At 75.1% G+C, this 19,544-nt stretch carries 16 protein-coding genes; 9 read left to right on the plus strand and 7 right to left on the minus strand.

Going from position 1 to position 19,544, the window contains the following annotated elements:
- Positions 1 to 291 precede the first annotated feature (291 nt).
- The 3 genes from GD880_RS03805 to GD880_RS03815 all read right to left on the minus strand — a co-directional run bounded on the left by GD880_RS03805 (position 292) and on the right by GD880_RS03815 (position 4,446).
- Entirely contained in the window at positions 292 to 1,083 is a 792-nt protein-coding gene (locus GD880_RS03805) for an MBL fold metallo-hydrolase (protein WP_152230291.1), read from the minus strand.
- A 148-nt stretch (positions 1,084 to 1,231) separates the two neighbouring features.
- On the minus strand, positions 1,232 to 2,248 hold the full coding sequence (locus tag GD880_RS03810) for an isopenicillin N synthase family dioxygenase (RefSeq protein WP_152230292.1): 1,017 nt from the start codon (positions 2,246 to 2,248) through the stop codon (positions 1,232 to 1,234).
- 770 nt (positions 2,249 to 3,018) lie between these two features.
- Positions 3,019 to 4,446, minus strand: coding sequence for a helix-turn-helix domain-containing protein (locus tag GD880_RS03815; RefSeq protein ID WP_452176729.1), 1,428 nt, complete (start codon positions 4,444 to 4,446; stop codon positions 3,019 to 3,021).
- A gap of 268 nt (positions 4,447 to 4,714) precedes the next feature.
- On the opposite strand from GD880_RS03815, the gene aceA reads away from it, so the two are divergent.
- The 8 genes from aceA to GD880_RS03855 all read left to right on the plus strand — a co-directional run bounded on the left by aceA (position 4,715) and on the right by GD880_RS03855 (position 13,972).
- Positions 4,715 to 6,040, plus strand: a complete 1,326-nt coding sequence (gene aceA / locus GD880_RS03820) for an isocitrate lyase (protein WP_152230293.1) — start codon at positions 4,715 to 4,717, stop codon at positions 6,038 to 6,040.
- Positions 6,041 to 6,066: 26 nt separating this feature from the next.
- A complete protein-coding gene (gene aceB / locus GD880_RS03825; RefSeq protein ID WP_152230294.1) occupies positions 6,067 to 7,980 on the plus strand; it encodes a malate synthase A in 1,914 nt (637 codons plus the stop codon).
- 178 nt (positions 7,981 to 8,158) lie between these two features.
- A complete protein-coding gene (locus tag GD880_RS03830; RefSeq protein WP_152230295.1) occupies positions 8,159 to 8,779 on the plus strand; it encodes a GNAT family N-acetyltransferase in 621 nt (206 codons plus the stop codon).
- A complete protein-coding gene (locus tag GD880_RS03835) occupies positions 8,776 to 9,297 on the plus strand; it encodes a class I SAM-dependent methyltransferase (protein WP_152230296.1) in 522 nt (173 codons plus the stop codon). Before GD880_RS03830 ends, GD880_RS03835 begins: the two co-directional genes overlap by 4 nt.
- A gap of 160 nt (positions 9,298 to 9,457) precedes the next feature.
- Complete coding sequence (locus GD880_RS03840) at positions 9,458 to 10,903, plus strand: sensor histidine kinase (RefSeq protein ID WP_152230297.1); 1,446 nt, start codon at positions 9,458 to 9,460, stop codon at positions 10,901 to 10,903.
- Between the two features lie 75 nt (positions 10,904 to 10,978).
- Positions 10,979 to 11,686, plus strand: a complete 708-nt coding sequence (locus GD880_RS03845) for a response regulator (RefSeq protein WP_405002723.1) — start codon at positions 10,979 to 10,981, stop codon at positions 11,684 to 11,686.
- A 193-nt stretch (positions 11,687 to 11,879) separates the two neighbouring features.
- On the plus strand, positions 11,880 to 12,776 hold the full coding sequence (locus GD880_RS03850; RefSeq protein WP_152230299.1) for an ABC transporter ATP-binding protein: 897 nt from the start codon (positions 11,880 to 11,882) through the stop codon (positions 12,774 to 12,776).
- Complete coding sequence (locus GD880_RS03855; protein ID WP_152230300.1) at positions 12,773 to 13,972, plus strand: ABC transporter permease; 1,200 nt, start codon at positions 12,773 to 12,775, stop codon at positions 13,970 to 13,972. The genes GD880_RS03850 and GD880_RS03855 overlap by 4 nt, the downstream gene beginning before the upstream one ends.
- Before the next feature lie 264 nt (positions 13,973 to 14,236).
- On the opposite strand, the gene GD880_RS03860 is transcribed toward GD880_RS03855, so the two are convergent.
- Positions 14,237 to 14,779, minus strand: a complete 543-nt coding sequence (locus GD880_RS03860) for a CGNR zinc finger domain-containing protein (protein ID WP_152230301.1) — start codon at positions 14,777 to 14,779, stop codon at positions 14,237 to 14,239.
- Between the two features lie 108 nt (positions 14,780 to 14,887).
- On the opposite strand from GD880_RS03860, the gene GD880_RS03865 reads away from it, so the two are divergent.
- Positions 14,888 to 15,853, plus strand: coding sequence for an EamA family transporter (locus GD880_RS03865; protein WP_226909358.1), 966 nt, complete (start codon positions 14,888 to 14,890; stop codon positions 15,851 to 15,853).
- A 67-nt stretch (positions 15,854 to 15,920) separates the two neighbouring features.
- On the opposite strand, the gene GD880_RS03870 is transcribed toward GD880_RS03865, so the two are convergent.
- The 3 genes from GD880_RS03870 to GD880_RS03880 form a co-directional block, all read right to left on the minus strand.
- Positions 15,921 to 16,763: a carbohydrate deacetylase gene (locus GD880_RS03870; RefSeq protein WP_152230303.1), complete on the minus strand. Its 843-nt coding sequence runs from the start codon at positions 16,761 to 16,763 to the stop codon at positions 15,921 to 15,923.
- A gap of 180 nt (positions 16,764 to 16,943) precedes the next feature.
- Positions 16,944 to 18,599 carry an ABC transporter permease gene (locus tag GD880_RS03875; protein WP_152230304.1) on the minus strand — a complete coding sequence of 552 codons (1,656 nt, stop codon included), beginning with the start codon at positions 18,597 to 18,599 and terminating at the stop codon, positions 16,944 to 16,946.
- 25 nt (positions 18,600 to 18,624) lie between these two features.
- Positions 18,625 to 19,542 (minus strand): ABC transporter ATP-binding protein, encoded by a 918-nt coding sequence (locus GD880_RS03880; protein ID WP_152230305.1) that lies wholly within the window; start codon positions 19,540 to 19,542, stop codon positions 18,625 to 18,627.
- Positions 19,543 to 19,544: the final 2 nt, after the last annotated feature.

The raw sequence follows: 19,544 nt of genomic DNA on the forward strand, positions 1-19,544 counted from the left end.
GGCCGGCGAAGTCAGGCGCCGCTCGTCCCGGCGCGGGTCGAGCCGCACGTTCCGCGAGGCCCGGCAGCTATCGCTTCGTGGCGCGCGCGATGGTCGGCGCCGAGCCCACATCGGCACGGCGCCGGCCGGCCTGGCGCACCTCGAGCGCCACAAGTGGGGCTGGAGTGACGCCACGGACGCGGCACGCTGTCACATCCGCACCACTGGCCCCAGTTGTGGCATTTTGCGGGTGCTCGGACGGCAGCGCGCACACGGAGGTGCCCGACAGGCTGTGCCGGTCTCTGCGGTGGGTCAGCGTTGCTGCCCGGGCATCACGAGTGCCACCAGCTGGGCGTGCTCCTGCCGCAGCCAGTCCGGGCCGGCGCTGAGCCGCGGGTCGTCGACCGGCCGGCCCGCGCGGACGTCCGCCAGGTAGCGCCGGTCTGCCGCGATCCGGCGGCGCAGCTCTGCACGGTCGCCGACGCTGCCGTGCCCGGGCACGACGACGTCGACGCAGCTCACGATCTCGGTAAACCGGTCCAGGGCCCGGTCGTAGTCGCCGAGCGGGTCCGCCGCGGCGGTGTCGGGGAGCGGGATCTCGACGTCGGAGAGCATGTCGCCGGCCAGGAGGACCCCGGCGTCGGGGACGAGCAGCGCGGCGTGGCCGGGGGCGTGCGCGCGGTGCTCGAGCACCTCGACCCGCGGGCCCGCCCACGGCAGCGTGGCGGCGCCCTCGGGCAGGGCGGTGACCCGCGCCAGGCCGGAGACGTCCAGCCCCGGCAGGGCGGCGAGCGCCTTCCTCCGGTTCTCCGCCTGGCACGCGCGGGCGGCGCGGGCGCCGGCTGCGGTGGCGTAGCGGGGTGCCGCGCCGAGCGCGTCGCGCCACAGCAGGTGGTCCCAGTGCGGGTGCGTCGAGAACGCTGCGGCGACCCGCCGCCCGAGGGCGGCGATCTCGGCGGCGAGCGCGTCGATCTCGGAGGCGGTGACGGCCGGGTCGACCACCAGGCAGCCGTCGTCGTCGCCGAAGATCACCGTCGTGGTGGTGGTGCAGAACTCGTGGGTGGCGACGAGGACGCCGTCGGTCACGGCGGCGAGCGCGGTCATGACTCGCCAGTGTAGGGACGGCGAAGGGCGGTCCCCGCCAGCGTCGGAGGGACCGCCCTCGTCGGCAGGGACCGCCAGCGCGGGCAGGGACCGCCTCGTCGGTGGGCCGTCGCCGGCCCGTGTCAGGCCCGCGGGACAGAGCCCGGGGTCAGATGCCCAGGCGCGCCGCGAGCTCGGCGTGGTGGCGGGCGGTGACCTTCGGGTGGCTGCGGAACCACATCTTCAGCGCGTTGAGCCCGTAGGTGTCGTAGATCTTGTTGTGCTCCTGGACCTCCACGCCGGGGGCGGCCGCGGCGAGTCCGGCCGGCAGGTCCCAGGGGTGGAAGGTGGTGCCGAGGCCGGGGTTGAAGAAGTACGGCACGCTGATGCGGTCGCCGTCGCCGGGGCGGGAGACCACGCGGTGGTTGGTGGCGCGCAGGTACCCGTCCGTGGCCGCCTCGAGCATCTCGCCGATGTTGACGATGAGGGCGTCCTCGAGCGGCTCGGCCTCGATCCAGGCGCCGTCCTTCTCCACCTGCAGCCCGCCCTTGCCGGGCTCGACGAACAGCAGGGTGAGGAAGCCGAAGTCCTTGTGCTCCCCGACGCCCTGGCCGTGGTCGTCGTCCGGCGCCTCGGGGTAGCGCACGATCTTCAGCCGCGCGTCCGGCGCGCGGAAGTCGTCGTCGAGCAGGTCGGCCGGCTGGCCGAGCGCCTGCAGCCAGCCGTGCAGCAGCGTGCGGGCGACGCGCTCGTTGTGGCCGACCCACTCCTCGACGATGCCGCGGAAGTCGGCCGGCTCGGCCGGCCACAGGTTCGGGCCCTCGAGCACCAGCCACGGCTCGTCGGCGGTGGGCTGCTGCGGTGCGGTCTCGGGGCCGACGTCGACCTGCTCGCGCCAGTCCTGGGCGCCCTTGGTCAGCTCGTCGCCGACGCGGCTGTACCCGCGGAAGTACGGGCTGTTGATCTTCTCGATCGCCAGCTTCTGCTCCTCGGGCAGCGCGAAGAAGCGCCGGGCCACCGCGACCAGGTCGTCGCTGAGCTCGCGCGGGATGCCGTGGCCGACGAGGTAGAAGAAGCCGAAGTCGCGGGTGGCGGCGCTGAGACGCTCCTGGAAGCCGAGCGGGTCGGTCTCCACCTCACGCAGGTCGATGATCGGCAGGGTCCGTGCGGTGGTGGTGCTGGTCATGTCGTTCCTTCGTGTGTGGCTGCGATGTTGGTGTGAGTGCTTTGCGAGATAGCTGCGGCGCTGGGGTGGCGACTGCTTCGGCGCTTCGGTGTGACGGGGTGCTCCGGCGCGGCGGGGCAGGCGGCTGCTGACCCGCGACGGGTAAGGCCCTTCGCGTCGGGCCGGGGACGCGGTGTCCGCCACCAGGTGGTGCGCGGACGGCCCGACGGCGAGCCGGCTCCGGTCCCCGAGGACCTCGGGGGGAGGTGCCTCCGGCGAGACGCCTGCGGTGGCGGGCTGCTCGCCCGGAGCCCCACACGTGTCAGGCGGCTCGGGAGTGCAGACCCTCCGGTCGACGCTGGTCCCCGGCTGTCTCGGCGGCGCGGTCGGAGAGCCGGAGCTCGTCCGAGTGCGCCCGGACGTCGACGTCCAGAGGTCGGCCGGGTGACGCGGCAGGCGGTCCTACGGTCGGCGGGGCGTCAGCCCTGACAACACCGACGCGTGGCGAGGCGGTCGAAGGGACGCACGGCGACAGTTGCCGTGTTCCGGACGCCAGGTGCCTTGCGCATGGGCGAGACCGTACGCACGCTCGCTTGACGGGTCAAGGGTGAGGCGCCGTCGTCCCGGTGCGTGAGACGGCGGTCACGCGCCCTCGACCACGACCAGACGGCCATTCTTGTCGCAGCCAGAATGGCAAGCTGGCCGCGATCGGGGCGGCCGGGCCGACCGCCGCGGCCGGCGCGGCCGGGGCGGCCGGGAGCGCAGGCGCGCGGCGCCACCCGCAAGCGGCGTCAGGCCTCGACGCCGTGGCGGTCGAGGAACTCGTAGACCTCGGTGTCGTCGACGCCGGGGAAGGTGCCCGGCGGGATGGCCGCGAGCAGGTGGGAGTGGGCGCGGGCGCTGGGCCAGGCGTGCTCGGCCCAGCGGTCCGCCAGGTCGGCCGGCGGGCGGCGGCAGCACACCGGGTCCGGGCATGTCGACGTCGCCCGCACGGTGGTCTCGCGGCCCTGGAACCACTTCACGTGCGCGAACGGCACGCCGACGTCGATGGCGAAGTCGCCGGAACCGGTGCGCTCGACGTGCGTGGTGCACCAGTACGTCCCGCGCCCCATGTCGGTGTACTGGTAGTGGGTGGCGTAGCGGTCCGGGCTGTGGAAGACCCGCCGCGAGGCCCAGTTCCGGCAGACGATCTGCCCCTCGATGGCGCCGGTGACGTCGGTGGGGAAGGTGACGTCGTCGTTCTCGTAGGCCTTGTAGATCACCCCGTCCTCGCCCACCCGCATGAAGTGCACCGGCAGGCCCAGGTGCTCGGTGGCGAGGTTGGTGAAGCGGTGCGCGGCGGTCTCGTAGGAGACGGCGAAGACGTCGCGCAGGTCGTCGATGGCCAGCGCCTTGGCGGCCTTGGCCTGCTTGAGGAAGTCCACCGCCGGCCGCTCGGGCATCATCAACGCCGCGGCGAAGTAGTTGGCCTCCACCCGCTGGCGCAGGAAGTCCGCGTACCCGGTGGGTTCGGTGTGGCTCAGGGCGAAGTGGCCCAGGGTCTGCAACAAGATGGTGCGCGGGTCGTGCCCGCCGTCGGCGGCCATGGGCAGGTAGATGCGCCGGTTGCGCAGGTCGGTCACCGACCGGGTGGCCCGGGGCAGGTCCGCCACCCGGTGCAGGGTGAAGCCGAGGTGCGCCGTCACCGCGCTGACGCCGCGCTCGGTCAGCGGCCCGCCGGTGTGCCCGACGGCGGCGGAGATGCGCGAGGCGAGCTGCTCGACATCGGCGAAGTAGTTGTGCCGGGCGCGCATGTGCAGGCGCAGCTCGGCGTTGGCGCGGCGGGCCTCCTCGGGGGTGGCGGAGCGCACCGACGCGAGCCGGCCGACCTCGGCGTGCAGGCCGACCAGCGCCTCGAGCGCCTCGGTGGGCAGCTTGGCGCTGGGCCGCACCTCGGGCAGGCCCAGCCCGGCGTACAGCGGCCGCGCCTGGGCCTGGGCCAGGGCGATCTCCAGCGCCGCCCGGCGCGACGGCGGCTCGGCGCGCATCAGGTCGGCGACGGTGACGTCGAGCGCGCGCGCGATGGCGCTGAGCAGCGCCAGGCGCGGCTCCTTGCGGCCGTTCTCGATCTGGGAGAGCAGCGACGGCGCCCGGTCCACCGTCTGGGCGAGGTCGGCCAGCGTCAGGCCGCGCGCCTGGCGGGCGTGCCGGATGCGGGCGCCGAGGGTGGCGAGATCGATCTCCTCCCCGGGGGCCGGGCCCGGGGTGCCGAGAGCGCCGACGGCGCCGCTCGGCTCGGGGATGCGTGCCGCACCGCCGCGAGCGGCGGCCTCCGCCGCCGTCGGGCGTACTCGACTGGCCACTTCTTCTCCAAGGGTGAAGAACGAGCGAACTTCACCCAGGTTAGCAGTGGTTGTGAGGTGAATCACGCAGCCACTGTGTATTCACAACGACATTCACCCGGCCGGGCGGAGCGACACCCCCGCCGGACGTCACCGAGGAGCACCGATGACCAGCACGCTGGAGACCCCGACCGCCACCCGCCCCACCCTCGCCGAGCGCCAGCGCGCCGAGGCCGCCGAGCTCGAGCGCACCTGGGCGTCCGACCCGCGCTGGGCCGGCATCCGCCGCGACTACACCGCCGAGGACGTCGTGCGGCTGCGCGGCTCGGTGCGCGAGGAGTTCACCCTCGCCCGCCGCGGCGCGGAACGGCTGTGGGAGCTGCTGCACACCAAGGACTACGTCCACGCCCTGGGCGCGATCACCGGCAACCAGGCGGTGCAGATGGTCCGCGCCGGCCTGCAGGCCATCTACCTCTCCGGCTGGCAGGTCGCGGCGGACGGCAACACCGCCGGCAACACCTACCCCGACCAGTCGCTCTACCCGGTCAACTCGGTGCCCACGATCGTCCGGCGGATCAACAACGCGCTGCTGCGCGCCGACGAGATCACCTGGTCCGAGGGCACCGAGACCGGCAACGACTGGCTCGCCCCGATCGTCGCCGACGCCGAGGCAGGCTTCGGCGGCCCGCTCAACGCCTTCGAGCTGGCCAAGGCGCTCATCACCGCCGGCGCCGCGGGCGTGCACTACGAGGACCAGCTCGCCTCGGAGAAGAAGTGCGGGCACCTGGGCGGCAAGGTGCTCGTGCCCACCCGCCAGCACGTGCGCACCCTCAACGCCGCCCGCCTCGCCGCCGACGTCCTCGACGTCCCGACGATCATCGTCGCGCGCACCGACTCCCTGGCCGCCAACCTCATCACCTCCGACGTCGACGAGCGCGACCAGGCCTTCACCACCGGCGAGCGCACGCCCGAGGGCTTCTACCGCACCACGCCCGGCCCCGAGGTGGTCGTCGCCCGCGCCCTGGCCTACGCCCCGTACGCGGACCTCATCTGGGTCGAGACGTCGACGCCGGACCTCGGCCTGGCCCGCCAGGTCGCCGAGGCCGTGCACGCGGAGTTCCCCGGCAAGATGCTCGCCTACAACTGCTCGCCGTCGTTCAACTGGAAGAAGCACCTCACGGACGAGGACATCGCCCGCTTCCAGCGCGAGCTCGGCGCCATGGGCTACAAGTTCCAGTTCATCACCCTGGCCGGCTTCCACCAGCTCAACTACGGCATGTTCGAGCTGGCCGAGGGCTACGCCGCCCGGGGCATGAGCGCCTACGTCGAGCTCCAGGAGAAGGAGTTCTCCGCCGAGCCGCGCGGCTACACCGCCACCAAGCACCAGCGCGAGGTGGGCACGGGCTACTTCGACCTCGTCTCCACCGCGCTGAACCCCGAGAGCGACACCCTCGCGCTGCGCGGGTCCACCGAAGAGCAGCAGTTCCACTAGACCGAGCAGCGGACAAGGACACGGCCATGACCACCACCGGAACGCCTCTCACCGTCGCCCCGCCGCGCCGCAGCGGCGCCAGCGCCCTGCACGTCGTCGCCCCGAGCGCGCCGTCGCCCGCCCCGGCCGGGACGCCGGCCTCCGCCGGGACGCCGGCCTCGGCCGGGACGCTGGCCTCCGCCGGGACCCGGGCCTCCGCCGGGACGTCGGTCTCCGCCGGGACGCCCGCCGCCGTCGTCCCCGCCGCGACGACGACGGCGGAGCCCGTCACGGCCCCGCCCGTGCGGCGGACCCGGCCCGCGGCTGCTCCCCGTGCCCGGGCGGCGCGCCGGGCGACGGCGGTGCCCGCCCCGCTGGTGGAGGTCGCCGGCCCCACGGTCCCCGGCGCGGGCGAGATCCTCACCCCCGAGGCGCTGGCCTTCCTCGCCGAGCTGCACCGCCGGTTCGCCGGGCGGCGGGCCGACCTGCTCGCCGAGCGTCAGGAGCGCCGCCGCCACCTGGCCGACGGCGGCACCCTCGGCTTCCTGCCCGAGACCGCGCACATTCGCCAGGACCGGGACTGGCGGGTGGCGCCGCCGGCCCCCGGCCTGGAGGACCGCCGGGTGGAGATCACCGGCCCCACCGACCGGAAGATGACCATCAACGCCCTCAACTCCGGGGCGAAGGTCTGGCTCGCCGACCTCGAGGACGCCAACACCCCGCACCTGGCCAACGTGGTCGGCGGGCAGGTCAACCTGCGCGACGCCATCCGCCGCACCATCACGTTCGCCGCGCCGGAGGGCAAGCGCTACGCCCTGCACGACGGCGAGCTGGCCACCATCGTCGTGCGCCCGCGCGGGTGGCACCTCACCGAGAAGCACCTGCGGCTGGGCGGGGAGGCGATGGTCGGCGGCCTGGTGGACTTCGGCCTCTACGTTGTCCACAACGCCCACGAGCTGGTCCGCCGCGGCGTGGGACCGTACTTCTACCTGGCCAAGCTCGAGAGCCATCGGGAGGCGCGGCTGTGGAACGACGTGTTCACCTTCGCGGAGCAGCACCTGGGCCTCGCGCGCGGCACCATCCGCGCGACGGTCCTCATCGAGACGATCACGGCGGCCTTCGAGATGGAGGAGATCCTCTACGAGCTGCGTGAGCACGCCGCCGGGCTGAACGCCGGGCGGTGGGACTACATCTTCTCGGTCATCAAGAACTTCCGGACCCGGCCCGAGTTCGTCCTGCCGGACCGGGCGGACGTGACGATGACGGTGCCGTTCATGCGGGCCTACACCGAGCTGCTGGTGCGCACCTGCCACCGCCGCGGCGCCCACGCCATCGGCGGGATGTCGGCCTTCATCCCCTCCAAGGACCCCGAGCGCGACGCCATGGTCGACGCCAAGGTCCGCGAGGACAAGCGCCGCGAGGCCCTCGCCGGCTTCGACGGCTCCTGGGTGGCCCACCCCGGCATGGTCGCCGCCGTGCGCGAGGTCTTCGACGGCGTGCTCGGCTTCATGCCCCACCAGATCGGCCGGCATCGCGAGGACGTCGCGGTGACCGCCGGTGAGCTCCTCGACGTCGCCGCCACCCCCGGCGCCGTCACGGCCGCCGGGCTGCGCACCAACGTCGCCGTCGCCCTGCGCTACCTCGAGGCGTGGCTGGGTGGGCGCGGCGCCGTCGGGATCTTCGGGCTCATGGAGGACGCGGCGACGGCGGAGATCTGCCGGTCGCAGGTGTGGCAGTGGATCCACCACGCCACCCGGCTCGAGGACGGCCGCCCGGTCACCCGCGAGCTCGCCCGGCAGGTCCTCGACGAGGAGACGGCGATCCTGCTCGGGGAGTCGGACGACGACGCCGCGCGCGCCGACCGCGTCGCGCAGGCGGCCGCCCTGTTCGCCGAGGTCGCGCTGGGGGAGGACTACCCGACCTTCCTCACCATCCCGGCGTACGCACGGCGCGTGGACTGACCGGAACGGGCGGCCGGCGCGGCCGGCCCAGCCACGTGGCGACGGCCCCGGAGACCCCGGGGCCGGCGCCACGTGCGGAGGCCAAGCCATGCCCTCCCGCCCGGGCGACCGAGAGGGCACCCGTCGGCCCGGCCGCAAACTCGTCGACAGGCGAGCGGTGGTCTGCGACCGTCGTGGCATGAGTGAGACCCACCCCCGCATCCGCCGGCGCATCGAGCTGGTCCACCTGGGCCTCGAGGCCCTCCGGGCGCTCGCGGCCGGCGACGTCGCCGCCGCCAGCGAGGCGAGCGGGCTGGCGGTGACGGCGTGGCTGGCAGGTCCCGAGTGCGTGGGCACGTGGCGCATCCGGGCCGCCCAGGTCGCCGCGCACCCGGTGGCCGTCGGCTGGGTCACCGCCGTCGTCCTCGACGCCGACCGGCGCGCGGTCGTCGGCAAGGCTGGTTACCACGGGCCGCCGGACGAGGCGGGCATGGTCGAGGTGGGCTACGCCGTCGACCCGGCGTTCCGCCGTCGGGGCTACGCCCGGGCGGCGCTCGAGCACCTACTGGCCCGGGCCGCCCGGGAGCCGGGGGTGCGAACGGTCCGCGCGTCGATCCGACCCGACAACATGCCCTCGCGGAACCTGGTGTTGGGCTACGGCTTCGCCGAGGTGGGCCGCCAGTGGGACGAGGAGGACGGCTGGGAGACCGTGTACGAGGTCGCCGCGCACCGGTTCCTCGAGGTGGCCGCGCGCCCGCCGTCCGGTGAGGTCACGCCGTCCGAGGTCGCGATCCACCCTCCGAGCCAGCCGGGGCGATGAGCCGCCCGCGGGTACCCGAGCGGATCCTCCGGGCCGTCGAGGCGCTGGACCTGGCCGGCGACGAGCGGGTCCTCGAGCTGGCCTGCGGGCGCGGCGTGGCCGCCGAGCTCCTTCTCGCCCGCCACCCGCGGCTGACCTACCTTGCCGTCGACCGCTCCGCCGCCGCCGTGGCCGCGGCCGCCGCCCGCAACGCGGCCGCGATCGCGCAGGGGCGCCTGCGCACGCTGTGCTGCCCGCTGGAGGAGCTCGGGCCGGACATCGCCCCGGAAGGCCCCTTCGACGTCGTCTTCGCCATCAACGTCAACCTCTTCTGGACCACGACCACGACAGCGGTGGCCCAGTCCCTCGCCGACCTCATGTCCCCGGGCGCGCGGGTGTGGCTCTTCGTCGAGGCCCCGGGCGGTGTCGGCCGCGCCGTCGGCCCCGCGCTGCGCTCCCTCGACATCCCGGCCCTGACGGCCGACGCCAGCGAGGCCGGCGGCCTCACCGTCGTCCGGGCGACCAAGCGCCCGGGCTGAGGTGCCCGGCGGCCGTCGACGCCGCGGCGCGGGTGGGGAGGGGTGCGGTCCCTCCCTCCGTCCGGCGGGGGAGTTGGCCAACGTGCCGCGGCGTGAGCCCTGCCCCACCTCCGCCGGACGGCGGATCTCGGGACGGCGGAGCGCCGATACTGTTGCCGGCATGGCCCCTCCCGTCCCCGCGCCCACCGGGCTGCCGGACCGGCTGAACGCCTGGCTCAACGACCCCGAGGACCCCCTGTGGGAGCGGCCCGGCCCCACCGCCCGCCAGCGGCGGTACGACGTCGTGGGCGCCCTGGCCTTCGTCGCCGCGGCCCTCGTCATGACGGTGCTCGCGAAGAGCATGGGCATCCGGCTCGACGGCGAGGCGGACTGGCGCGGCTATGTCGCCATCGCGCTGATGATCGTGCCGCTGGCGGCCCGTCGCCGGCTGCCGCTGACCGTGCTCGTCGTCTCCAGCGCCGCGTTCGTCGCGCTGTCCTACCTCAGCCCCGAGGTGTCGTCGCAGGTCGTCTTCCAGGTGGCCTACTTCGCGGCCCTGTACGCGGCAGTGGCGTGGGCGCCGGACCGGCGCCTGCTGTGGATCGCGATGGGCCTCGTGCTGCTGGCCATGGCCCTGTGGATCGTCATCAACTTCACGGTCTCCGCCGGCTACGCGGAGATGTTCAAGAGCGACGACGGCCCGACCGGCCCGCTGCCGCAGACCCTGGCGGCGGTGCTCTACACCGCCGGCATCAACCTGGTCTACTTCGGTGGCGCGATCGCCGTGGGCCGTTCGTCGTGGCGGGCGGCGCTGCAGCGCGAGCGCCTCGCCGCCCAGGCCGAGCACATCCGTCAGCAGGGCAGCGAGCTGGCCCGCCGGGCGGTGGTCGACGAGCGGCTCCGCATCGCCCGCGAGCTGCACGACGTCGTCGCCCATCACGTCTCGGTCATCGGGGTGCAGGCCGGCGCCGCCCGCAAGGTCCTCACCCGCTCGCCCGACGCCGCCGCCGAGGCCCTGCGCACCATCGAGGACGCCAGCCGCACCGCCGTGGGCGAGATGCGCTCGCTCCTCGGGGTGCTGCGCAGCGAGACCGACACCGTGCGCGGCGGCGACGGCGGTCGCGCGCCCGAGCCGGGCCTGGCCGAGCTGCGCGAGCTGGTCGCCTCGCAGCGGCGCCCCGGGCTCGACGTCGAGCTGGCCCTGGTCGAGCAGCGGCCCGGCGACCTCGAGGCGGTGGCGGGGCCGGTCGGGCTCTCGCTGTACCGGACGGCGCAGGAGTCGCTCGCCAACGTCGTGCGGCACAGCACCGCCACCCGCGTGCAGGTGACCCTCCGCACGGGCGGGGCCGACGGCGCGCGGTGGGCCGAGGTGGAGGCGGTCGACAACGGCCAGGGCCGCCCCGGCAGCCACGGCTCGGGCTACGGCCTGCGCGGCATCCGCGAGCGGGTGCACCTCCACGGCGGGGAGGCCGAGATCGGCCCGCGCGCGCAGACGGCCGGGTGGCGGGTGCGGGTGCGCCTGCCGCTCGGTCGCGCGACCGGCGGTCCGATCGCGCCCGCACCAGCCGGCCGCCCATCCCTCCAGCCCGCCGGTGAGCTCCCGCACGCGGCGCAGCGCCGCTCGTAGAAAGAAGAACCCGTGCCTGACCCCATCCGCGTCCTGCTCGTCGACGACCACGCCCTCGTCCGCTCGGGCTTCGCCATGGTCCTGTCGGTGGAGGACGACGTCGAGGTCGTGGGCCAGGCGGCGAACGGGCGCGAGGCGCTGGCCGTGCTCGCCGAGCGGCCCGCGGACGTCGTGCTGATGGACGTGCAGATGCCCGGCATGGACGGCATCGAAGCCACCCGCGAGGTGGTGGCCGCGGGGCTGGCGAAGGTCATCATCCTCACCACCTTCGACCGCGAGGACTACCTCTTCGACGCCCTCGCCGCCGGCGCGAGCGGCTTCCTCCTCAAGAACGCCGACCCAGACGACCTCGTCGAGGCCATCCGCGCCGTGGCCGGCGGGCACGCCCTGCTCGCGCCGGAGGTGACCCTCAAGGTCATCTCGCGGCTGGTGGGCCACGAGACACCCGGCGGGACGGCGCCGGCCGGGTCCGCCGACGCGTTCGGCGACCACGCGAGGGCCGACGGCGCCGCCGCAGTTGGCACGGCGCCCGGGGCGCCGGGGACCGCCGTCGTCCAGGACCCGCGGGTGCGCCGCGCGGTCGAGTCGCTCACCCCGCGCGAGCACGAGGTGCTCGCGCTGCTCGCCGAGGGCCTGTCCAACGCCGAGATCGCCGCCCAGCTGTTCCTGGGGGAGTCCACGGTGAAGACCTACGTGTCGAACATCCTCGCCAAGACCGACTCGCGCGACCGGGTGCAGGCGGTCGTCTTCGCCTACCGCGCCGGGCTCGCGGGCGGCGTCTGAGCGCGCCCGCTCCGCCGCTCCGCTCCGCACCACCCGCCCGCCCGGCGCATCCGCGATCGCCGCCGCTCCGCCGCGCGGGGGAGGCCCGGCGGACGGTCACCGACCCGCCCCGCGGCGAAATATCCGCCCCCCGGCGGAAGCGCCCGACACCGGCCGATTCCTAGCCTGGTCCCGGACCAGAAAGGGGACCGGGATGAGCCACCACACGCCGCCCGCGCTCGAGGTGCGGCACCTCACCAGGATGTTCGGCGCGAAGACCGCCGTCGACGACGTCTCGTTCGTCGTCGAGCCCGGCCGGATGACCGGCTTCGTCGGCGCCAACGGCGCCGGCAAGACCACCACGATGCGCATGATCATGGGCGTCCTCGCCGTGCACGGCGGGGAGGTGCTGTGGGGCGGGCGCCCGATCACCGCCGCCGACCGCGCCCTCTTCGGCTACATGCCCGAGGAGCGTGGCCTGTACCCCAAGCAGACGGTCATCGACCAGCTCACCTACCTCGGCCAGCTGCGCGGCATGACCCGGCGCGACGCCACGGCCGAGGCCACCCGCATGCTCGACCGCTTCGGCCTGGGCGCCCGCCTGAAGGACAAGCTCGAGTCCCTCTCCCTCGGCAACCAGCAGCGCGTGCAGATCGTCGCCTCCCTCCTGCACGGCCCGACGGCCCTCGTCCTGGACGAGCCGTTCTCCGGCCTGGACCCGGTCGCCGTGGACTCCATGGTCGACCTGCTGCGCGACCGGCTCCGCGAGGGCGTCCCGGTGCTGTTCTCCAGCCACCAGCTCGACCTGGTCGACCGGCTGTGCGAGTCCCTCGTGGTGCTCTCCGACGGCAAGATCATGGCCGCCGGCACCAGCGAGGAGCTGCGCGCCCGCGGGCCGCGCCGCTTCCGCATCGCCACCGAGCCCGACGCGGGCTGGCTGCGCGAGGAGCCCGGCGTCCAGGTCGTCGACGTCGAGGGCCCCCAGGCCGTCGTCGAGCTCGACGACGGCGCCCGCGACCGCGTCCTGAGCCGCGCCGTCGCCCTCGGCCTGCGGGAGTTCACCCCGCTGCGGCCCACCCTGTCCGAGATCTACCGGGAGGTCACCCGATGAGCACCACGACGCAGGGCCCCGCGGCGACGACGGTGAAGAACCCCTGGCTGGTCGTCACGGTCCGGGAGATGATGGTCAAGCTCACCGACCGCAGCTTCCTGCTCTCCACCGGCCTCACGCTGGTGATGATCCTGGCCGGCGTCGGCATCTCCGCCTTCGTGAGCTCGCGCAGCACGGACTTCACCGTCGCCGTCGCCTCCGACGCCGCGCGCGACGTCGTCGTCCGGGCGGAGCCGGCCATCACGGCCGACGACTCCGGCGACACCCTCGAAGCCGTTGAGCTCCCGGACGCCGACGCCGCCCGCGCCGCGGTGCGGGCGGAGGAGGCCGACGCCGCCCTGCTGCAAGCCGAGGACGGCTGGACCCTGGTAGGGCTGGATGGTGTGAGCGCGACGCTGAGCCGCGCGCTGGGCGACGCCGTCGAGGCCACGGCCCTCGAGGCGAACGCCCGGGCGGCCGGCACCACCGTGGCCGCGCTCACCGCCGGGTCGACCCTGGAGACCGAGCTGCTCGACGGTGGCGAGCGCAGCGCCATGGCCAACGGCGTGGGCTTCGTCTTCGCCTTCCTCTTCTACGTGGCCGCGATCGTCTTCGGCATGGCGATCGCGAACTCGGTGCTCGAGGAGAAGCAGAACCGGGTAGTCGAGATCCTCGCCACGGCCATCCCCGTCCGCCAGCTCCTCTACGGCAAGGTGCTCGGCAACACGATCCTCGCCCTCGCCCAGGTGGCCCTGTACGCCGTGGTCGCACTCATCGCGGTGAACGTGGCCGGGCTGGCCGAGGACCTCGGCTGGCTGCTGAGCGCGTCGGGGTGGTTCATCGTCTTCTTCGTCGCGGGCTTCGTCGCGCTTGCGTCGATCTGGGCCGTGCTCGGCTCGCTGGCCAGCCGCAGCGAGGACCTGCAGTCCAACACCGGCCCGGTCATCGGGATCATCATGGTCGCGCTGTTCGCCGGCCTGTTCGCCGAGGGGGCGTGGCTCACCGGCGCGTCCTACGTGCCGATCGTGTCCTCCGTGGCGATGCCCATCCGCATGGTGAAGGACGACGTCGCGCTGTGGGAGCCGGTCGCCTCCCTGCTCCTGACGGTCGCGGCCGCCTACCTGCTGCTGCGGCTGGGGGAGAAGATCTACCAGCGGGCCGTCATGCAGAGCGGCACGGCGCTGACCTGGCGCCAGGCCATGCGGCTCGAGGCCTGACCGCCCGCGCGCGGGCCGGCGGCCGACGGAGAACGCGCCACGAAGTTCCCTCGAGCGCGCGGCACGTGCGCGACACGCCGTGCCGACACGCCGCGGCACCGGGACTTCGTGGCGCGTTCTCCGGGCTGTGCCTGTGCCTGTGCCTGTGCCTGTGCCCGTGCCCGTGCCCGTGCCCCGGCGGGACCCCCGGCCCGGTGGCGGCGCTGCCCTTGGCGGCGCGGGCGATCATGTCGGCGGTGATCGGCGTGGCCTGCGGCACCTGGGTTACGACGCGGCCTTGCGCGCCCGGTAGGCGGCGACGTTGGCGCGGTTGCCGCACCCGCTGTCGCAGTAGCGCCGCGAGCGGTTCCGGGAGAGGTCCACGACCAGGTCCGCGCAGTCCTCCCCGGCGCACACGCGCAGCCGGTCCAGCTCGCCGCCGCGCACCACGTCGGCCAGCGCCATCGCCGCCTCCACCGCCATCCGGGTGGCCAGCGGGGCGTCGTGCGGGGTCGCGTGCCAATGCCAGTCCCACCCGTCGTGGCGGACGAGCTGGGGCAGCGCGCGGGCGTCGGTCAGCAGGGCGTTGACGCCAGCGGCCACGACGTCCGGGTCGCGGGCCGCCCACAGGCCCCGCAGCACCGGGCGCAGGGCGCGCACCCCCTGCAGCTCGGCGTCGTCGCGGCGAAGCGCGCCGGTGAACTCCCAGTGCGTGACGAAGGCGTCGAGATCGGCGAGGGTGCTCAGCCGATCCTCCTCGGCGCCGAGGGTGTTCACGAGCGCCGCAGCGGTGACGAGGCCGATCTCGGTGTCACGACTGAAGACCACGTTGACCCCTTAAACCGGGCAGGACTAGTGTCATGAGTCTCACGCATTTGACTCATGACATCAACCCCGCCGGCCTGCCGCACAGGTGCGGCGAGCGAGGGGGGAGCCGTGGCGGCCGACGACCGGAGCCTGCGTCCAGGGCTGGCGTTCGCCCTGACGTCCGCGGCCGCGTTCGGCACCTCCGGCGCGGTCGCGAAGTCGCTGCTCGAGGCCGGCTGGTCGCCCGGGGCAGCGGTGACGGCGCGGGTCGCCGGCGGCGCCCTCATCCTGCTCGTGCCCGCGCTGGTCGCGCTGCGCGGGCGGTGGCGATTGCTGTGGCGCAACCTCCCGCTGATCGCCGTGTACGGGCTGCTCGCGATGGCCGCGTGCCAGCTGTTCTACTTCAACGCCGTGACCACCCTGTCGGTGGGCGTGGCGCTGCTGCTGGAGTACCTCGGCTTCCTGCTCGTGGTGGGCTGGCTGTGGGTGCGCCACGGCCAGCGCCCGCGGCGGTTCACCGTGCTGGGCATCGTCGCGGCCCTGGCCGGCCTGGTCCTCGTGCTCGACGTCACCGGCGGGGTGCGCGTCGACCTCGGCGGGGTGCTGTGGGGGCTGGGGGCCGCCGTCGGCCTGGCCGTCTACTTCGTCCTGTCCGCGCACCAGCGCACCGGGCTCCCGCCGCTGGTCATGGCCGCCGGCGCGATGGTGGTCGCCGCGCTCGCCCTGGGCGGGGCCGGGGCCGCCGGGCTGATGCCGATGCGCGCCGCCGCCGGAACCGTGGTGCTTGCCGGGCTCGAGGTGCACTGGCTGGTGCCGCTGGCCGCCCTGTCGCTGGTGGCGACGGCGACGGCGTACGCCACCGGCATCGCCGGCACGCGGCGGCTGGGCTCGAAGGTCGCCTCGTTCGTCGGACTGACCGAGGTGATGTTCGCGGTGCTGTTCGCCTGGCTGCTCGTCGGCGAGCTGCCGCTGCCGGTCCAGCTGCTCGGTGGGGTGCTCATCGTGGCCGGGCTGGTGGCGGTGCGCTACGACGAGCTGCGGGCACCGGCGCCCGCGGTGGTGGCGGCGCCGGCCGCGCCGGCGCAGGAGCGCTGAGCAGCGACCAACCTGCCAGCCGGGCTGCGACCAACCTGCCGGTTCGGCTGCGGGAGCGGCGGGGCGCCTACCAGGCGGGTGCCAGGCGGATGCCCTCCCTGCGCAGGGTGCGCCAGAACAGCGGGTCGCGCAGCAGCCGCAGCTCCCACACGCGCTTGCGCCCCTCGGCCCGGTCGAGCCGGCGCGCGGCGCGCGGCGGGGCCGGGTGCAGGATGAGCTCGGAGACGCCCTCGGGCAGGTGGCGCAGCTGGTTGAGCACCCCGGCGCGCAGCTGGGCGTAGCCGCCGAGGAGCAGCCGGCCGGGCAGCCAGCACCCGATCAGGGCGTCGGGGAGCCGCACGCCCGCCGCGGCGGCGGCGGCGACGCCCTCGTCGTAGCGCCGGCGCACCTTGCCGCGCCAGGCCGCGTCGACGAGGCGGGGGAGGCGGCGCGGCAGGCGGAAGGCCAGGCCGTTGTCGGCGCAGAACTCCAGCGCGGCGGGCAGCAGGGCCCGGCCGCGGGTGCCGTAGAGGCTGCCGGAGTGGGAGTCCAGGCCGGCGGGCCGCAGGCCGGCGTCGTGCATCCAGGCCAGCTGCGCCCTCATCTCGCGGTCGACGTCGGCGGGGGTGGCGGCGCCGGCGAGCCGGCCGGGATCGGTGTGAAAGGCGCCGTCGAGATCGGTGAGCGTGGCGACGCCCTCGGCCAGCGGGCGCCACGGGTGCATCTCCCGCGCGCTCGTGAGGGTCACGTGCAGGCGGGGCGCGGGCAGGCCCGCCGTGCGCACGCGCTCGACGGCGTCCTTGGCGGCCGGGGCGACGGTCATCAGCGTCGTGGACGTGACGCGTCCGCCGGCGACGAGGTCCGCGATCGTCTCGTTGGTCTCGGCGTCGAGGCCCAGGTCGTCAGCGGTCACGACGAGCTGACGCGTCATGTTGCTCCGGCTTCCGCGCGGCAGTCGCCGCGCCAGGTCGAGGGTACCGCCGGGGGCAGACCGCCACCTGTCGGCGAAGTGGATCGACCTCGACGGTAACTGCGCGCGGGCGCGCGGCGCAGCGTGTTCTCCCTCACCCGCCGGGCGGCGCAGGCTCACCCGCCGGGCGGCGCGGGCCCCTCACCCGGCGAGGTCGCGGCGCCGGAACCCCGCGAACCCCGCCGCGACCAGCACCGCCGCCACCGCCGCGAGCAGCGCGAGCGGCCCGACGGCGGCGGCCTCGACCGGCACGTTCGGGGTAAGCCCGACCGGCGAGAGGTCCTGCGCCCAGCCGGCCATGCCCAGCAGCGGGCCGAACCAGGCCACGAAGATCGCGTACGTCACCACCGCCCAGGCCAGCGAGGCCAGCCGCGGCGCCAGCCCGAGCAGGGCGACGGCGAGACCCGCCGTGGCGAGCACCGCCGGCAGGTAGGCGAGCGCGGCGGCGGTGAGCCGGGCGACCGCGCCGCCGTCGCCGGTCGCCACCGCCACGCCGAGGCCCAGGCCGATCCCGGCGAGGACGAGGAGCGCCACGGCCTGCGCGAGGACCGTGGCGAGCCACCCGCCCAGCCAGGCCGCCCGCGAGGCGCCGGCCGCCAGGACCGGCGCGGCGCGGCCGGCCTCCTCCTCGGCGCGCAGCCGCAGCACCGCCCCGACCGCGAACGCGGCGACGCCCAGGGTGAGGTAGGAGAGCATCGCGGCGGCGAACGTGGCGGTCATGTCCTCGAGCACGGACCCGCCGCCGATCCACTCGCCGATCTGCGGCAGGTCGGCCACCGCGTCCTGGACGGAGCGGGCGAGGCTGCCGAACGCCACGGCGAAGCAGAACAGCCCGACCGCCCAGCCGACGAACGACCCGCGCAGCAGTCGCGCGGCCAGGCCGGCGGGGGAGAGGAGGGCGGGCCGCGCGCCGGCCGGGCCGGGCCGGGCCGGCAGCAGCCCGGCACCGAGGTCGCGGCGCTGGGCGAGGACGACGGCGGCGGCCAGCAGCCCCAGGACGGCGCCGAGCGAGAGGGCGAGGGGCCACCAGCGCAGCTCCACGAACGGGCGGGTCTGCTGGGCCCAGGCCAGCGGGGAGAACCACGACAGCCAGGACCCGCCGGTTCGCATGATGTCGCCGACCCCGCGGACCAGGAACGCCGCGCCCAGCACCGCCAGCGCGAGGCCGGACGCGCCGCGCGCGTGCGTCGTCACCTGGGTCGTGACCGCGGCGACGGCGCCGAAGACCAGCCCGGTCAGCGCGGCGCCAAGGCCCATGGCCGCCGAGCCGGCCGCCTCCAGCCCGCCGGCGAGCAGCCCCACCGTCACCCCCGCGCCGACCCCGACGCACGCGACCGTGACGAACAGCAGCGCCGCCGTCGCCGGGGCGAAGCGGCCCACGGGCAGCGCGCGGAGGATCTCGGTGCGCCCGGCCTCCTCGTCGGCCCGGGTGTGCCGCACCACCAGGAGGATCGCCATGATCGACGTCGCCACGAGGACGGTGAGGCTGAGCTCGTCGGCGACCATGGCGCCGAAGGTGTAGTCGTGCACCCCGAAGGCGGGGCCGGTCATCAGCACCGCGGAGGGGTTGGTCATGAGGGCCGCGCGGGTCTGGCGCGCGGCGGCGTCGGGGTAGGCCGCCTGCAGCGCGGGCACGGTGCCGGCGACCGTGAGCGTCAGGGCGAGCACCCACACCGCCACCCGCACCCGGTCCAGGCGCAGGTACAGCCACAGCAGCGCGCCGGTGCCGGCCCACGGCTCGCGGGTGGCGGCCGGCCGGGGCACGGCGGGCGCCGGGGCGGCGGCGGCGACGCTCATCGGGCACCGACCTCGGCGGTGACGTTCATCGGGCACCGACCTCCGCGTGCTCGCGCACGTCGTCGCCGTAGTGGCGCAGGAACAGCTCCTCCAGCGACGGCGGGGCGATGGTGAGGTTCTCCACGCCGGCATCCGCGAGCACCCGGAGGACGGCGGGGACGTGGGCGGAGTCGACGTCGAAGGTGAGGAAGCCGTCGTCGTAGGCCAGGTCGTGCACCCCGGGGGCGGCGCGCAGCGCGGCCGGGTCCGCCGCCGTCGTCGCCGTCACGGTGGAGCGGGTGAGGTGGCGCAGGTGGGCGAGGGTGCCGGACTCGACGTCGCGGCCGGCGCGGATGATCGTCACGGTGTCGCAGAGCTTCTCCACCTCGGCGAGGATGTGGCTGGAGAGCAGGACGGTGCGGCCCTCGTCGCGCAGGCGGCGCACCTCGTCGGTGAACACCGCCTCCATGAGCGGGTCCAGGCCGGCGGTGGGCTCGTCGAGCAGGAACAGCTCGGCGTCGGAGGCCAGGGCGGCGACCAGGGCCACCTTCTGCCGGTTGCCCTTGGAGTACGCGCGCGCCTTCTTGGTGGGGTCCAGCTCGAAGCGCGCGAGCAGCTCCGCGCGCCGCCGCGGCCGCTCGGCGCCGTGCAGCCGGGTGAGCAGGTCGATGGCCTCCCCGCCGGTGAGGTTCGGCCACAGGTTGGTGTCGCCGGGCACGTAGGCGGTGCGCCGGTGGATCGCGACGGCGTCGGCCCACGGGTCGCACCCCAGCACGGCGGCGGTGCCGGCGTCGGCGCGGAGCATGCCGAGCAGGACCCGGATGGTGGTCGACTTCCCGGCGCCGTTGGGCCCGAGGAAGCCGGCGACCTGGCCGCGCTGGACCCGCAGCGAGAAGCCGTCGAGGGCGCGGGTGGTGCCGAAGGACTTCACGAGGCCGCGGGCCTCGATCGCGAGGTCGACCATGG

Origin of the sequence: Georgenia ruanii (assembly GCF_009193175.1) — a bacterium.
Taxonomy (GTDB): Bacteria; Actinomycetota; Actinomycetes; order Actinomycetales; family Actinomycetaceae; genus Georgenia; species Georgenia ruanii.

Excerpts from the sequence above, each read along its gene's own strand:
- GD880_RS03805 (WP_152230291.1), bottom strand. The coding sequence starts at position 1,083 with ATGACCGCGCTCGCCGCCGTGACCGACGGCGTCCTCGTCGCCACCCAC.
- GD880_RS03810 (WP_152230292.1), bottom strand. The coding sequence starts at position 2,248 with ATGACCAGCACCACCACCGCACGGACCCTGCCGATCATCGACCTGCGT.
- aceA (WP_152230293.1), top strand. The coding sequence starts at position 4,715 with ATGACCAGCACGCTGGAGACCCCGACCGCCACCCGCCCCACCCTCGCC.
- aceB (WP_152230294.1), top strand. The coding sequence starts at position 6,067 with ATGACCACCACCGGAACGCCTCTCACCGTCGCCCCGCCGCGCCGCAGC.
- GD880_RS03830 (WP_152230295.1), top strand. The coding sequence starts at position 8,159 with ATGAGTGAGACCCACCCCCGCATCCGCCGGCGCATCGAGCTGGTCCAC.
- GD880_RS03835 (WP_152230296.1), top strand. The coding sequence starts at position 8,776 with ATGAGCCGCCCGCGGGTACCCGAGCGGATCCTCCGGGCCGTCGAGGCG.
- GD880_RS03840 (WP_152230297.1), top strand. The coding sequence starts at position 9,458 with ATGGCCCCTCCCGTCCCCGCGCCCACCGGGCTGCCGGACCGGCTGAAC.
- GD880_RS03845 (WP_405002723.1), top strand. The coding sequence starts at position 10,979 with ATGGTCCTGTCGGTGGAGGACGACGTCGAGGTCGTGGGCCAGGCGGCG.
- GD880_RS03850 (WP_152230299.1), top strand. The coding sequence starts at position 11,880 with ATGAGCCACCACACGCCGCCCGCGCTCGAGGTGCGGCACCTCACCAGG.
- GD880_RS03855 (WP_152230300.1), top strand. The coding sequence starts at position 12,773 with ATGAGCACCACGACGCAGGGCCCCGCGGCGACGACGGTGAAGAACCCC.
- GD880_RS03870 (WP_152230303.1), bottom strand. The coding sequence starts at position 16,763 with ATGACGCGTCAGCTCGTCGTGACCGCTGACGACCTGGGCCTCGACGCC.
- GD880_RS03875 (WP_152230304.1), bottom strand. The coding sequence starts at position 18,599 with ATGAGCGTCGCCGCCGCCGCCCCGGCGCCCGCCGTGCCCCGGCCGGCC.
- GD880_RS03880 (WP_152230305.1), bottom strand. The coding sequence starts at position 19,542 with ATGGTCGACCTCGCGATCGAGGCCCGCGGCCTCGTGAAGTCCTTCGGC.